The organism is Agromyces sp. NPDC058064 (genome assembly GCF_042885275.1).
Lineage (GTDB): Bacteria > Actinomycetota > Actinomycetes > Actinomycetales > Microbacteriaceae > Agromyces.
This window is the reverse complement of record NZ_JBHVSE010000001.1, coordinates 803,138-816,580: the sequence shown is the minus strand read 5'-3', so window position 1 is coordinate 816,580 and position 13,443 is coordinate 803,138. Positions and strand designations below refer to the sequence as shown.

The following is a 13,443-nucleotide window of genomic DNA, read 5'->3' as shown; positions in this document are numbered from 1 at the left end:
CGGCCGCTCCAGCGGTGCATGCGGACGCCACGTCCAGCGTAGGCGACCCCGCATGCACCGCATCGGATGCGATCCGGTCAGCGCTGCGCCGGCGTCGATCCCGTCGCGGCACCGGCCGGGTCGCCGTCGTCGGCCGGCCCCGTCACGACGGTGCCGCCGTCGCGCAGCGCCAGCTCCGCGGCATCCGCCTCGTCGCCGGCGATCGCCTCGCCGCGCGCGACCATGCCGGCCTCGTCGGAGAGCGGGATCTGCTTGAGGAACAGGGCCAGCACGAACGCCGCGAGGATGAACGGGATGAGGTACCAGAACACGGGCGCGAGGGAGTCGGCGTACGCCGTCACGATCGCGTCGCGGACGGGGTCGGGCAGCTCGGAGAGCGCCTGCGGGTCGAGCGTCGACATCGCGTCGCCGGCCTGCGAGGCGCTGGCACCGGCATCCGTGAAGATCTTCGTCAGGTTCTCGGAGAGCCGGGTCGTGAACATCGCGCCGAAGATCGCGACGCCGAGCGAGGCGCCGACCTCGCGGAAGTAGTTGTTCGTGCTGGTCGCGGTGCCCACCTGGGTGGCCGGCACGGCGTTCTGCACCACGAGCACGACGACCTGCATGATGAGGCCGAGGCCCGCGCCGAACACGAACAGGTAGACGCAGATCAGCCAGATCGGGGTGTCGGCCGAGAGGGTCGTCATGGCGAGCATGGCCGCAGCGGTCACGGGGGTGCCGGCGATCGGGTAGGCGCGGTAGCGCCCCGACTTCGAGATCGCGATGCCCGACCAGATGGACGTGCCCATCATGCCGGCCATCATCGGGAGCATCAGCAGGCCCGAGGCCGTCGCCGAGGTGCCCGACGACATCTGCAGGAACGTCGGCACGAAGGCGATGGCCGAGAACATGCCGATGCCGAGCGTGAAGCCGATCGCGGTCGCGTTGATGAAGACGGGGTTCCTGAAGAGCGAGAGCGGGATGATCGGGTCCTCGGCGCGCGCCTCGGCCCAGACGAACATGCACGCGGCGGCGAGGAGGCCGACGCCCCAGGCCCAGGTCTCGATCGCACCCCAGCCGTGCTCGGAGCTGCCGCCGAAGTCGGTGAAGAAGATGAGGCAGATCGTCGCGGCCGAGAGCAGCATGACGCCGAGCACGTCGATGCGGTGCGTGGCCTTCTTGCTCGGCAGCGTCAGCGTGAACCAGGCGATGGCGAACGCCGCGATGCCGATCGGGATGTTGATGTAGAACGCCCACTGCCAGGTGAGGTGGTCGACGAAGTAGCCGCCGAGGAGGGGCCCGGCCACGGCCGAGAGGCCGAAGATGGCGCCGAGGGGGCCCATGTACTTGCCGCGCTCGGAGGCCGGCACGATGTCGGCGATGATCGCCTGCGACAGGATCATGAGTCCGCCGCCGCCGAGGCCCTGCATGGCGCGGAACGCGACGAAGGCCCAGAACGTCGGGGCGAACGCGGCGCCGATGGAGGCCACGGTGAACAGGGCGATCGCGATGAGGAAGAGGTTGCGCCGCCCGAGCACGTCGCCGAACTTGCCGTAGATCGGCATGACGATGGTGGTCGCGAGCAGGTAGGCGGTGGTGATCCACGCCTGGTACTCGACCCCGCCGAGCTCGCCGACGATCGTCGGCATGGCCGTCGAGACGATCGTCTGGTCGAGGCTCGACAGCAGCATGCCGGCGATGAGCGCCGAGAAGATGATCCAGATGCGCCGCTTCGTGAGGAGGAGGGGGGCCGCCGGGGCGGGTGGTGACGTGGTCATGGGGTGCTTTCGGTGTTGCGGGGGGTCGTGGTTCGGGTGGCGTTCGGCGCGCAGACCGCTCGGGTCGCGGTCACCGACTCGCGGAGGATCGCGGCGAAGTCGTCGCGGCCGCTCGCGGGATCCGCGAAGAAGCGGTGCCCGGCGTTGCCGACGAGCGCGCCGATGACGGCGGCCGCGGTTCGGGCGATCGGATCGCCCGCTTCGAGGCCCTCGCGGGTCTCGATCGCCGCGATGATGCGGGTCTCGAGCTGCCGGCCGGCTCCGATCATGTGGGGGAGGAGGTGCGGCTCCCGCTCGACGAGCGCGTGCGGGTCGATGGCGTCGTGCTCCTCGTCCCACGCGGCGATGGTCGCGATCGCGAGCTCGGCGAGGGCGTCGAGGAGGGTCGGGGCGTCGTCGTCGCCGCGGGTGAAGGCGGCGAGCGCCTCCTCGTCGATGCTGTCGGCGTCGTGCCCGACGACCGCGGCCTCCTTGCCGGCGAAGTAGTTGAAGAAGGTGCGGCGCGAGACGCCGACGTCGGCGCAGAGCTCGTCGATCGTGAAGCCCGAGAGGCCGCGCTCGATCGTGAGCTGGCGCGCGCGGTGGCAGAGCTCTCGGCGTGTGCGGCGCATGCGCTGCTCGCGCAGGCCCGGCGAGGTCTTTGCACTTTCGGTCATGAAGTGCAATTCTGCACTCTTTTGGCGAAAGTGCAAATTCAAGCGCAGTTCGGTTTCACGGGCGCCGGTGCCCGGCGCGCGACGCGGCCCCTCGAACTCAGAGCAGGCCGAGCTCCATCGCCCGGGTCACGGCACGCGTGCGGTCGCTCACCCCGAGCTTCTCGAAGACGTGCAGCAGGTGCGTCTTCACCGTCGCCTCGCCGATGAACAGCTCGCGCGCGATCTCGGGGTTCGAGCGGCCCGCGGCGACGAGCCGCAGCACCTCGAGCTCGCGCGGCGAGAGCGAGGGTGCGGCCTCGGCGGGCTCCGCGGCGTCGGCGCGCACGCGCGCCACGAGCTTCGCGGCGATCGACGGCGCGAGCACGGTCTCGCCGCCGGCCACGGCGCGGATCCCCGCGAGGATCTCCTCCTGCGGCGCCGCCTTCAGCAGGTACCCGCCCGCGCCCGCCTCGATCGCCGACAGGATGTGCTCGTCCGTCTCGTAGGTGGTCAGCACGAGCACGCGGGTGCCCGGCACCGAGGCGACGATCTCGGCGGTCGCCGAGGCGCCGTCGACGCCCGGCATGCGCAGGTCCATCAGCACGAGGTCGGGATGCTCCGCGCGCGCCAGCTCGACCGCCTCCGCCCCGTTCGACGCCTCCCCGACGACCTCGATGCCGGCGGCCGTGCCGAGCAGGCCCACGATGCCGGCCCGCACGATCGGGTGGTCGTCGGCCACGACGACGCGGATCGGATTCATCCCTGCTCCTTCCGGGGCACGGTCACCCGCAGCAGCGCACCGCCGCCGTCGGCCGCGCCGAACTCGAACGTGCCGCCCACCAGAGCCGCGCGGTCGCGCAGTCCCGCGAGCCCGAAGCCGCCGGGCTCCGCCGCCTCGTCGCCCTCGCGCGCGGGGCCGATGCCGTCGTCGCGCACGGTCAGCTCCACCCGTTCGGCCGTCGCCCGCACCGCGATCTCGGCGCGGCTCGCCTGCGCGTGCTTGCGCACGTTCGCGAGCCCCTCCTGGGCGCACCGCAGCAGCACGACCTCGAGCTCGCGGTCGAGGCCAGTGGCCTCCGCTTCGATGCCCACCCGCACCCCCGTCTCGCGCTCGAAGGCGGCACCGAGCCGGCCGAGCGCGGCGGCGAGGCCGCCGTCGGCCGAGACCGGGGCGAGCGAGGCGACGAGGCCGCGTGCCTCGGTGAGCGCCTCGCGCGCCATCTGCTCGATGAGCTCGACGTCGCCGCGCGCGGCGGCCGCCGCCTCGCCCTCGACGGTCGCGAGGCGGTTCTCGGTGCGCTGGGCGACCATCACGAGGCCCGTGAGGCTCTGCGCGATCGTGTCGTGGATCTCGCGGGCGAGCCGGCCGCGCTCCTCGTTCACGCCCGCCTCGCGGTGCATCGCCGCGAGCTGGCCCTGCGCGGCCTGCAGTTCGTCGTACAGCCGCACCCGCTCCTCGCCGATCTCGGCGATGTGGGTGATCCAGAGGCCGAGCGCGAGGCTGAAGCCGAGCGAGAGCCCCGCGACGGTGAGGCCGGCGAGCCAGCCGCCGAGGCCGAAGTGCACGAGGTACCCGACGAGCAGCGCGAGCGCGATCACCACGTTGGCGATGATCGCGCGCCGCGTCGACGGCGCGGTGATCCAGATGAACGGGTAGGCGAAGGCCTGCAGGATCGACGCGCTCGGGTCGTACGCGACGCCCGTGCCGACGACGGCCGCGAGCGCGATCGTGATGACGACGTGCCGCGTCGGGTCCTCGCCGCCGATGCCGCCGCGCAGGTAGGCGAAGTAGAGCACCAGGAACACGGCCGAGACCGCCCACGCCCCCCAGTCGCCGGGGCCGTAGGGCGGCTCGGCGACGCCGAAGAGCACGGTCACCGCGGCGACGGCGAGCGCCCCGAGATCCCACCAGCGGCGGTTCAGCATGCCGTCATGCTCTCACGGGGGGATCGGGGCGCTCGCGAGGCCCGCGAACGCTCGCGGGCCCCGCGGTGCGGATCTCAGGCATCCCGTCGGATCCAGCGGAACGTGATGCGGCTGAGCACGAGCCCGATGACGAGCCAGACACCGAGCGCGATCGCGACGCCGGGCAGGTTCCACGACTCGTTCTGCTCGAGCGCCTCCCAGCCCTCGGGCAGGAAGACGTACCGCATGCCCTGCGCGATCCACTTGAGCGGGAACAGGCTCGCGATGTCCTGCAACCAGGTCGGCAGCATGTTCCACTGCAGGTAGACGCCCGAGATGAACTGCAGCAGCAGCACCATCGGCACGACCACCGCGGTCGCGCTCCTGCCGCTGCGCGGCACCGCCGAGAGGGCGATGCCGACGAGCGCGCAGGTCACGAGGCCGAGCACGAACACCCACGCGAAGGTGAGCCACTTCTCGGGCTCGGTGGGCATGTCGATGCCGAGCACGAGCCATCCGCCGAGGATGAGGAGGCCTGCCTGCAGCGTGCCGGTCACGAACACCTGCCCGATCTTGCCGAGGAAGTAGCCGACCGGCGACAACGGGGTGCCGCCGAGGCGCTTGAGCGTGCCGTTGCTCTTCTCCATCGCGATGTCGACGGCGAGGTTCTGCACGCCCGACAGCAGGATGCCGGCGGCGATCATCCCGGGAAGGTAGTAGGCGGCGATCGAGATCTCCGACCCGGGAGGACCGACCTCGCCCTGAGCGCTGAACGCGGCCGTGAAGATCGCGAGCATCACGAAGGGGAAGAGGAACGTGAAGAACAGGGTGTCGATCGAGCGGAAGTAGGTCTTCGTCTCGTAGCCGATGCGCGAAGCGCCCAGTGCGATCGTGCTCATGCGAGCACCTCCTCGGGTTCGGCAGCGCCCTCGACGCTGCGCACGAGCTGCAGGTAGATGTCCTCGAGGCTCGGACGGATCACCTCGAGCTCGGCGGGCTCTCCGCCCGCCGAGGCCACGACCGCGGCCACGACCCGGCCCGGCTCGTGGGTGCGCTCCTCGCGGAGCACCCCTCCCGCGTCGCGCCACCGCACGAGCGGCACGCGCGCCTCGGTGCCGCCGATCTCGTCGATGCCGCCGAGGTCGACCAGCCGGCCGCCGGCGATCACTCCCGCCCGGTCGGCGAGCTGCGCCGCCTCGTCGAGGTAGTGGGTCGTGAGCAGGATCGTCGTGCCCTCGGCCTTGAGCCCCCGGATGACCTGCCAGAACTGCCGCCTGGCCTCGGGGTCGAAGCCGGTCGTCGGTTCGTCGAGGAAGAGGAGTTCGGGGCGCCCGATGATGCCGAGCGCGACGTCCACGCGCCGCTGCTGCCCGCCCGAGAGCTTCGCGATGCGCGTCTTCGCCTGCGCCTCGAGGCCGACGGCCGCGATGACCTCGTCGACGTCCCGGGGGTTCGGGTAGAACCCGGCGAAGTGCGCCAGCTGCTCGGCCACCGTCACGAGCCCGGTCTCGCCGGTCGTCTGCAGCACGATGCCGAGGCGCGCCTTCCAGGCGAGGCCGCCCTTCGCGGGGTCGGTGCCGAGCACGCTCACCTCGCCGCCCGTGCGGTTGCGGTACCCCTCGAGGATCTCGATGGTGGTCGACTTGCCGGCGCCGTTCGGCCCGAGCAGCGCGAAGGTCTCGCCGTGCCGGATGTCGAAGCTCACCCCGTCGACCGCGGTCTTCTGGCCGTACTGCTTGCGGAGCTCCCGCACCTGCACGGCCGCGTCGTTCGTCGTCATGGCTCCAGCGTGGCAGCGGGCGCGCCGGTGCGGCAGCGTCCGACGGGTCGATTCCGGCATCCACCGGTCGGTGGACGCCGGGGGCGGGTGAGCACCTACCGCGGCTCGATCTCCGCCAGGCGGCGTTCGAGGAACCGCACCTCGGGCGCGGTCGGCGCGAGCGCGATGGCGTCGCGGTAGCGGTCGGATGCCTCGGCGAGCCGACCCTCGCGGCGCAGGAACTCGGCCTGCGCCGCGGGCAGCAGGTGGTACCCCGCGAGGCGTCCGCCGGCCTCGAGCCCGGCGAGGGCGAGGAGCGCCGCAGCGGCGCCATCGGCCTCGCCGAGCGCGATGGCCCGGTTGAGCCGGACGAAGGGCGAGTCGGTGAGCGTTGCGAGCGCGTCGTAGCGGGCGACGATCGCGGGCCAGTCCGTCGCGTCGACGGTCGTCGCGACGGCGTGCACCGCCTGGATCTCCGCCTGGAGGCGGTAGGCGCCGGCGGGCGTGCCGCCCGGTCCGGCGGTCGCGCCGCCCGGCCCGGCGGTCGCGCTCGGACCCGCGAGCAGCGCTAGTCCTTCGGTCGTCTCGCCCCGGTCCCAGCGGGACCGATCCTGCTCCGCGAGCGGCACGAGGTCTCCCGCCGCGTCCACCCGTGCGGCGGAGCGCGCGTGCTGGAGCAGGAGCAGCGCCAGGAGCGCCCGTGCCTCGTCGGAGTCGGGCATGAGCGAGACGACGAGCCGGGCGAGCCGGATCGCCTCGGCTGAGAGGTCGAGGCGTTGCAGGCGATCGCCCGAGGAGGCGAGGTAGCCCTCGTTGGCGATCAGGTAGACCACCGCGAGCACGCCGCCGAGCCGCTCGGCCAGCGCCTCGGCGGGCGGCACGCGATAGGGGATCCCGGCGTGCCGGATCTTGCGCTTCGCGCGAGCGATGCGCTGGCCCATCGTCGACTCGGGAACGAGGAACGCCCTGGCGATCTCGCGGGTCTCCAGCCCGCCGACCGTGCGCAGCGTGAGGGCGACCCGCGCCTCCATCGGCAGCGCCGGGTGCGCGCACGTGAAGACGAGGCGGAGCCGGTCGTCCCACGCCGGGTCCTCGCCGTGCACGACGACCTCGCCCGGGTCGGCGGGGCCGTCGAGGCTTCCGTCCGCACGCGCATCCATCAGCCACTCCCTCACCTTCTCGGCCTCGACGCCGCGTCGACGCAGCCGATCGAGCGCGATGCGGCGCGCGGTCGTCGTGAGCCAGGCGCCGGGGTTGCGCGGCACCCCGTCACGGGGCCAGGTCGCCGTCGCCCGCTCGAACGCCCCGGCCGCGGCCTCCTCCGCGACGTCCCAGTCGCCGGTCACCCGGATGAGCGTCGCCACGACGCGCGCCCACTCGCCCTCGAACGCGGTGCGGAGCGCAAGATCGACGTCGGCCGAGGCGGCTCCGCCCTGCTCGTGCGGAGCCGCCTCGTGCGCGCCGTGCGCGTCGCCGGCGTGCGTCAGACCCTCGCCCCCACCAGGGCGGCGGCGTCGACCGCGCGCGGCTCGAGCCGCACCGCGACGTCGGCAGCCTCGCGCTCCGTGCGTTCGACGTGGTCCTCGTGCGGGTCGAACGGCCAGAGCGGGCGGAGCTCGAGCGTGCCGCCACGGGCCATCGGATGCTTCGACGCGACCTCGATCGCCTCGGCGAGGTCGGCCACCTCGAGGAGGTCGAAGCCCGCGATCCACTCTTTCGCCTCCGTGAGGGGCCCGTCGGCGACGAGCACCTCGCCGTCGCGCCGCCGCACGAAGGTGGCGTCCTCGGGGCCGCGCAGCACCTCGCCGAAGAGCCGCACGCCGCGGCCGTCCATCTCGGTCACCCACGCCTCGGGGTCGTCGTCACCGGCGGCGCCCTCGCCCTCGGCGCCCTCGGCGCGCTCGCCGCCGGACCCGGCGATCACGAGCATGAGGTAGCGCCGGCCCACGGCCTCGCGCTCGGCGAAGCCGGCCGGCACGATGCGCGCGCCCGGCTCGGCGTCGGGCCACCGCACGAACGGGCGCACCTCGACGCGACCGAACGACGCGACCGGGTGCCGCGACGCGATCTCGATCGCCTCGTCGAGGTCGCGGGCGTCGATGACGTCGAACCCGCCGATCGACTCCTTCGACTCGGTGAACGGCCCGTCGCTCACGAGCAGTTCTCCCCGCCGCACGCGCACGGTCGTGGCATCCTGCTCGGGCCGCAGCCGCTCGCCGAACTCGGAGACGCCGCGCGCGACGACCTCGTCGACCCAGTCGCCGACGTTGTCGTCGGCGGCGACGTAGGGCAGTGCGTCCGTTCCCTCTGCGTACAACAGCGCGTATTCCATGTCGGAATCCTCTCTCTCGGTCACGCTACGCAGGTACGACGAACGGCGGAAGCCGTTTTCGACACCTCGTGCCGGTTCGGGGCGATCGGCGCTCGCCCGACCCCGGTCAGGCGCCGACGAGCAGCCTCGGGTACTGCGCCTCGACGACGTTCGGGTGGGCGCGGAGCCGGCTCTTCAGCCAGTTCTCGCCGAACACCGCGTGCAGCGGGTTCGCCGGGTCCCGGGTGACCCCGGGCGCCTCGGCGGCGAGCTCGGGCGCGAGCTCGATCGTCGGGATCACGGCGTCGAGCGCCGGCCCGTGGAAGTACGGGATCGAGATGCGCTCGGTGCCGGGTGCGGGGGAGACCACGCGGTGCTTGGTCGCCTTGAGGTAGCCGTCGGTCGCGATCTCGAGCAGCTCGCCGATGTTGACGATGAACGCGCCGGCCGGCGCCACGACGTCGATCCACTCGCCGTCCTTCTCGACCTGGAGCCCGGCCTTGCCGTCCTCGACCGAGAGCAGCGTGAGCACGCCGAGGTCCTTGTGGGCGCCGACGCCCTGGGCGGGCTGCTCGGCCGCGACGCCGGGGTAGCGCACGACCTTGAGGTACGGCGACGGGCGCTCGAAGGCCGCGTCGAACGTGTCGGGCGCCGCGCCGAGCGCCTCGGCCCAGCTGCGCAGGAGGCGCGTGCCGACCTCGTCGAGCCGGGCGATCCACTCCTCGGCGACCGCGCGGAACTCGGGCAGCGCCTCGGGCCACAGGTTCGGGCCCTCGAGGATCCAGTAGTCGGGGGTATCGGCCGTCATGGGCACGGCCGGGCGCTCGGCTCCGAGGTCGATCTGCTCGCGGATGTCGACGCGGCCGAGCGTGCGCTCGCCGCCCATGCGGGTGTAGCCGCGGAAGTGCGGGCTCGTGACGTTCTCGATCGCGAGCTTGTGCGACTCGGGCAGGGCGAAGAACGCCCGCGCCGCCGCGTACGCGCGGTCGATGAGCTCGGTCGGCACGCCGTGGCCGATCAGCGAGAAGAAGCCGACCTCGTGGGTCGCGCGGCGGAGCTCGTCGCGGAACTGCGCCTGCTGCTCGGTCGTGCCGTTGAGCAGGGAGAGGTCGAGAACGGGGATGCCGGACATGGGATGGTCCTTTCGAGTGCCGGGTGGTGCGCCGACGATGCAGCGGCCCCGGCATCCGTTGACGTCGGCTGCGTTGCATCCGGTGATCCGAGTCCGATGCGAGAGATCGGTTCGAGGCGGATGCCGCGGAGCTGACGCGGACGCGTCGGATGCGGCGTGAGCACGGGGCTGCAGTCGGCGGCGCGGGGAATCGCGCCCTGGGGTCGTCGGGGAGACGACCGCCTAGCGGCGACAGCAGCGACAGGTGAAGGTGCTCACGATGTCGGAAACGGTAGCACGGCCGGGGGCGACCCGCTATTCCCCATCAGTGGGGCAGCACGAGCGAGGCGGCGATGGCGAACATGACCACCGCGATCACGCCGTCGAGGATGCGCCACGCCCGCGGGGTGGCGAGCACGCGACCGAGCAGGCGCGCGCCGTACGCGAGCGCGAAGAACCAGGCGAGGCTCGCGGCCCCCGCGCCGGCGGCGAACGCCCAGCGCTCGTCGCCGTGGCTGTTCGCCACCGAGCCGAGCAGGAACACCGTGTCGAGATAGACGTGCGGGTTCAGCCAGGTGAGGGCGAGGCAGGTGAGCACCGCCACCGTGAGGGTGGATCGCACCGGGCGCGTGCGTGCCGGCGCGAGCAGCGCCGCTGGGGCCGGCCGGGCGGCGGCCGTCGAGTCCGCGGACGCGTCGGGAGTCCCGGCCCGAGCGTCCGCGGGCTCCACCGCCTCCGCCGCCGCCTCGGCGACGAGCGCCTCGCCGCCCGGCTTCAGTGCGCGCCGCAGGGCGAGCAGTCCGTAGCCGACGAGGAAGGCGGCGCCCACCCAGCGGATCACCTCGACGAGCCACGGCACGGCGGCGAGCACCGCCCCGATGCCCGAGACCCCCACGACGATGAGCACGAGGTCGCTCAGCGCGCAGATCGCCGCGACCGCGAAGACGTGCTCGCGCCGGATGCCCTGACGCAGGACGAACACGTTCTGGGCCCCGATCGCGACGATGAGCGAGAGGCCGAGGCCGAGACCGGCGAGCACGGAGGAGAGGGACATGGATTCGAGGCTAGGAGCGATCGATGCATGAATCCAGCTCAAGATCCTTCAGAACCGTTAGCCTTGCTTCAGATGCAGATTCCACTCGACCTCGCCCGCACCCTCGCCGCCGTCATCGACGAGGGCACCTTCGACGCGGCCGCCCGCCGGCTCCGGCTCACCCCGTCTGCGGTGTCGCAGCGCGTGAAGACGCTCGAGCAGCGGCTCGGGCGGGTGCTCGTCGTGCGCTCGAAGCCGGCCAGGGCGACCGAGGCGGGGGCGGTCGTCGTACGGCTCGCCCGGCAGCTGGCGCTCCTCGAGCACGATGCGCTCGCCGAGTTCGGCCTCGACGCCGACAGCGTCGCCGACACCGAGGCCGGCGCGGCGATCGGCGCCCGCTCCGCGGCCGTCCGGCCCGTGGCGATCCCGCTCGCGGTCAACGCCGACTCGCTCGCCACGTGGTTCCTGCCCGCCCTCGCCCGCGTCGCCGAGGCGCACCCCGTCGTCTTCGACCTGCACCGCGACGACCAGGACTTCACGGCCGGCCTGCTCGAGTCGGGCACCGTCATGGGGGCGGTCACCTCGCAGGCGACGCCCGTGGCCGGATGCCTCGTGCACCCCCTCGGCGTCATGCGCTACGAGGCCGTGGCGACCCCGGCGTACGTCGCCCGGTGGTCCGCCGGGCACGGCGACGGCGAGCGCCGCGGTCCCGGCGCCGTGGCATCCGCGCTGCCCGCCTGGCTGGTGCATGCGCCGCTCGTCGACTTCGACCGGCGGGACCACCTGCAGCACGATGCGCTGCGCGCCGCCGGCTTCGACCCCGAACGCGCCCCCCGACACTACGTGCCCGCCTCGAACGACTTCGCGAGCGCCGTGAAGCTCGGGCTCGGCTGGGGCATGCTGCCCGAGTTCCAGTCGTCGCCCGAGCTCGAGCACGGCGAGCTCGTGCGGCTCGGCGGCCCGCCGGTCGGCGTGCCCCTGTACTGGCAGCAGTGGAACCTCAGCTCGCCCCTGCTCGACGCGGTGGCCGAGTCGCTCGCGAGCGAGGCGCGGCGCACCCTCGTCTGAGGCGACCCCGGCCGCAGTCCAGTGCTGGCACGCAGGCGGCCGGCCGGCGCTTGCGCTACCGTCGCCGGCGACCCGGGCGAGGTGCTGCCAGTCTGGCGAGGAGCTGCCCATGAAGATCTGGGTGGTCGCGGCCATGGTGACCGCTGCGACCATCGCCGCAGTCGCCGCCGCGTACGGCGTCGGGACCCTCGTCGGCATGCAGGTGGCCACCTCGCACGACTCGCCGATCGGGGCCGGCATGCCGGCTCCGCCCGTCTCGCGAGCCGGCGACGTGCCCGACGCCGTCGCGCTGCGCGAGGCCGGGGCGATGCTCGGATCGTACGACCTCGCGGGTTCCGCCGCGGTGTACTGCGAGCCCGGCGAGATCGCCCTGGGCGGCGGCCGGCTCGGCTCCGGCGGCGGCGTGACCGAGACCGACGACGGACCGATCGCCGGCAGCGACGGGGCGACCCGCCGCCCGATCGGCTGGCGGATCGAGGTCGAGCGCGTCGACGCCGACCGGAGCCCCAGGTTCTTCGCGGCCTACGTCGTCTGCCTCGCGGACTGACCCGGCGACGCGGGGCGCACGCGTCCGACGTCGCCCCGAGGCACCCGCCTCAGCCGAAGAGGCGCTGCAGGCGCTGCACGCCCTCGAGCAGCGGCTCGTCGCCGAGGGCGTAGCTGAACCGCAGGAAGCCGCTCGGCCCGAACGCCTCGCCGGGAACCGCGGCGACCTCGGCCTGCTCGAGGATGAGGTCGGCGAGCTCGAGCGAGGTGGCCGGCGTGACGCCGCCCCACTCGCGACCGAGGAGGCCCGTCACATCGGGATAGACGTAGAAGGCGCCCTCGGGCACCGGCACGGTCATGCCGTCGATCTTCGAGAGCTCGGCGACGATCAGGCGGCGGCGGCGGTCGAACGCCTGCCGCATCGCCTCGACGGGCTCCTGCGGGCCGTTGAGGGCGGCGATCGCCGCGCGCTGCGAGATGTTCGAGACGTTCGACGAGAGGTGCGACTGCAGGTTCGCGGCGCCCTTGATGACGTCGGCGGGGCCGACCATCCAGCCGAGGCGCCAGCCCGTCATCGCGTAGGTCTTCGCGACGCCGTTGACGAGGATCGTCTGGTTGGCGAGACCGGGAACGGCCTCGACGATCGAGAGGGCGCGCGGGGCGGCGCCGCCGACCTCGGAGTCGAGCGAGCCGTAGGTGAGGTTCTGGTAGATCTCGTCGGCGACGATCCAGATGCCGTGCTCGAGCGCCCACTCGCCGATCGCGCGCGTCTGCTCGGGCGAGTAGACGGCGCCCGTCGGGTTCGACGGCGAGACGAACAGCAGCACCTTGGTGCGCTCGGTGCGGGCGGCCTCGAGCTGCTCGACCGTGACCAGGTAGCCCTGGTCGCTGCCCGCGAAGACGTCGACCTGCGTGCCGCCGGCGAGCTTGATCGCCTCGGGGTACGTGGTCCAGTAGGGGGCGGGCACGAGCACCTCGTCGCCCTCGTCGAGCAGCACCTGGAAGGCCTGGTAGACCGCCTGCTTGCCGCCGTTCGTCACGACGACCTGGCCGGGGGAGACCTCGAGGCCCGAGTCGCGCAGCGTCTTCGCGGCGATCGCCTCGCGCAGCTCGGGGAGGCCGGCGGCCGGCGTGTAGCGGTAGTTCCTCGGGTCGCGCGTGGCGGCGAGCGCCGCCTCGACGATGTGCTCGGGCGTCGAGAAGTCGGGCTCGCCCGCGGCGTACGAGATGACCGGGCGGCCCTCGGCCTGGAGGGCCTTCGCCTTGGCGTCGACCTTGAGGGTCGCGGACTCGGCGATGGCGGCGATGCGGGCGGAGAGACGGGCGCGTTCGGTCACGGCCACCAGCCTACGGCGCGCGCGCTCCGGATGACAGGCGG

General features: G+C 73.1%; 13 protein-coding genes. 2 read left to right on the top strand and 11 right to left on the bottom strand.

All coding sequences use genetic code 11. The features are described from left to right. Positions 1–77: 77 nt before the first annotated feature. The 10 genes from ACFVSL_RS03800 to ACFVSL_RS03755 all read right to left on the bottom strand — a co-directional run bounded on the left by ACFVSL_RS03800 (position 78) and on the right by ACFVSL_RS03755 (position 10,532). Complete coding sequence (locus ACFVSL_RS03800; protein ID WP_386938634.1) at positions 78–1,757, bottom strand: MDR family MFS transporter; 1,680 nt, start codon at positions 1,755–1,757, stop codon at positions 78–80. Continuing rightward, a complete protein-coding gene (locus ACFVSL_RS03795; protein ID WP_386938633.1) occupies positions 1,754–2,413 on the bottom strand; it encodes a TetR/AcrR family transcriptional regulator in 660 nt (219 codons plus the stop codon). Before ACFVSL_RS03795 ends, ACFVSL_RS03800 begins: the two co-directional genes overlap by 4 nt. Positions 2,414–2,510: 97 nt before the next feature. Next, positions 2,511–3,152 (bottom strand): response regulator, encoded by a 642-nt coding sequence (locus ACFVSL_RS03790; protein ID WP_386938632.1) that lies wholly within the window; start codon positions 3,150–3,152, stop codon positions 2,511–2,513. After that, positions 3,149–4,318: a sensor histidine kinase gene (locus ACFVSL_RS03785; RefSeq protein WP_386938631.1), complete on the bottom strand. Its 1,170-nt coding sequence runs from the start codon at positions 4,316–4,318 to the stop codon at positions 3,149–3,151. Before ACFVSL_RS03785 ends, ACFVSL_RS03790 begins: the two co-directional genes overlap by 4 nt. A gap of 74 nt (positions 4,319–4,392) precedes the next feature. Next, positions 4,393–5,196 (bottom strand): ABC transporter permease, encoded by an 804-nt coding sequence (locus ACFVSL_RS03780; RefSeq protein WP_386938629.1) that lies wholly within the window; start codon positions 5,194–5,196, stop codon positions 4,393–4,395. Then, entirely contained in the window at positions 5,193–6,077 is an 885-nt protein-coding gene (locus tag ACFVSL_RS03775; protein ID WP_386938628.1) for an ABC transporter ATP-binding protein, read from the bottom strand. Before ACFVSL_RS03775 ends, ACFVSL_RS03780 begins: the two co-directional genes overlap by 4 nt. A gap of 95 nt (positions 6,078–6,172) precedes the next feature. After that, a complete protein-coding gene (locus tag ACFVSL_RS03770; protein ID WP_386938626.1) occupies positions 6,173–7,420 on the bottom strand; it encodes an RNA polymerase sigma factor in 1,248 nt (415 codons plus the stop codon). Positions 7,421–7,539: 119 nt separating this feature from the next. After that, positions 7,540–8,388 (bottom strand): YciI family protein, encoded by an 849-nt coding sequence (locus ACFVSL_RS03765; protein ID WP_386938625.1) that lies wholly within the window; start codon positions 8,386–8,388, stop codon positions 7,540–7,542. Positions 8,389–8,494: 106 nt separating this feature from the next. Next, positions 8,495–9,499, bottom strand: coding sequence for an isopenicillin N synthase family dioxygenase (locus tag ACFVSL_RS03760; RefSeq protein ID WP_386938623.1), 1,005 nt, complete (start codon positions 9,497–9,499; stop codon positions 8,495–8,497). A 304-nt stretch (positions 9,500–9,803) separates the two neighbouring features. Beyond that, on the bottom strand, positions 9,804–10,532 hold the full coding sequence (locus ACFVSL_RS03755) for a LysE/ArgO family amino acid transporter (RefSeq protein ID WP_386938620.1): 729 nt from the start codon (positions 10,530–10,532) through the stop codon (positions 9,804–9,806). A 72-nt stretch (positions 10,533–10,604) separates the two neighbouring features. On the opposite strand from ACFVSL_RS03755, the gene ACFVSL_RS03750 reads away from it, so the two are divergent. Together ACFVSL_RS03750 and ACFVSL_RS03745 are read left to right on the top strand one after the other, a co-directional pair. Beyond that, a complete protein-coding gene (locus ACFVSL_RS03750; RefSeq protein ID WP_386938619.1) occupies positions 10,605–11,579 on the top strand; it encodes a LysR family transcriptional regulator ArgP in 975 nt (324 codons plus the stop codon). A 109-nt stretch (positions 11,580–11,688) separates the two neighbouring features. Beyond that, positions 11,689–12,126, top strand: a complete 438-nt coding sequence (locus tag ACFVSL_RS03745; RefSeq protein WP_386938617.1) for a hypothetical protein — start codon at positions 11,689–11,691, stop codon at positions 12,124–12,126. A 49-nt stretch (positions 12,127–12,175) separates the two neighbouring features. On the opposite strand, the gene ACFVSL_RS03740 is transcribed toward ACFVSL_RS03745, so the two are convergent. Continuing rightward, the gene (locus ACFVSL_RS03740; protein WP_386938616.1) at positions 12,176–13,402 is read right to left on the bottom strand and encodes a pyridoxal phosphate-dependent aminotransferase; all 1,227 of its coding nucleotides are present in this window, start codon (positions 13,400–13,402) and stop codon (positions 12,176–12,178) included. Between the last annotated feature and the right edge of the window lie 41 nt (positions 13,403–13,443).

Coding starts and splice junctions, on each gene's coding strand:
- ACFVSL_RS03750 (WP_386938619.1), top strand. CDS start 10,605: ATGCAGATTCCACTCGACCTCGCCCGCACCCTCGCCGCCGTCATCGAC.
- ACFVSL_RS03765 (WP_386938625.1), bottom strand. CDS start 8,388: ATGGAATACGCGCTGTTGTACGCAGAGGGAACGGACGCACTGCCCTAC.
- ACFVSL_RS03745 (WP_386938617.1), top strand. CDS start 11,689: ATGAAGATCTGGGTGGTCGCGGCCATGGTGACCGCTGCGACCATCGCC.
- ACFVSL_RS03760 (WP_386938623.1), bottom strand. CDS start 9,499: ATGTCCGGCATCCCCGTTCTCGACCTCTCCCTGCTCAACGGCACGACC.
- ACFVSL_RS03795 (WP_386938633.1), bottom strand. CDS start 2,413: ATGACCGAAAGTGCAAAGACCTCGCCGGGCCTGCGCGAGCAGCGCATG.
- ACFVSL_RS03790 (WP_386938632.1), bottom strand. CDS start 3,152: ATGAATCCGATCCGCGTCGTCGTGGCCGACGACCACCCGATCGTGCGG.
- ACFVSL_RS03755 (WP_386938620.1), bottom strand. CDS start 10,532: ATGTCCCTCTCCTCCGTGCTCGCCGGTCTCGGCCTCGGCCTCTCGCTC.
- ACFVSL_RS03775 (WP_386938628.1), bottom strand. CDS start 6,077: ATGACGACGAACGACGCGGCCGTGCAGGTGCGGGAGCTCCGCAAGCAG.
- ACFVSL_RS03780 (WP_386938629.1), bottom strand. CDS start 5,196: ATGAGCACGATCGCACTGGGCGCTTCGCGCATCGGCTACGAGACGAAG.
- ACFVSL_RS03785 (WP_386938631.1), bottom strand. CDS start 4,318: ATGCTGAACCGCCGCTGGTGGGATCTCGGGGCGCTCGCCGTCGCCGCG.
- ACFVSL_RS03800 (WP_386938634.1), bottom strand. CDS start 1,757: ATGACCACGTCACCACCCGCCCCGGCGGCCCCCCTCCTCCTCACGAAG.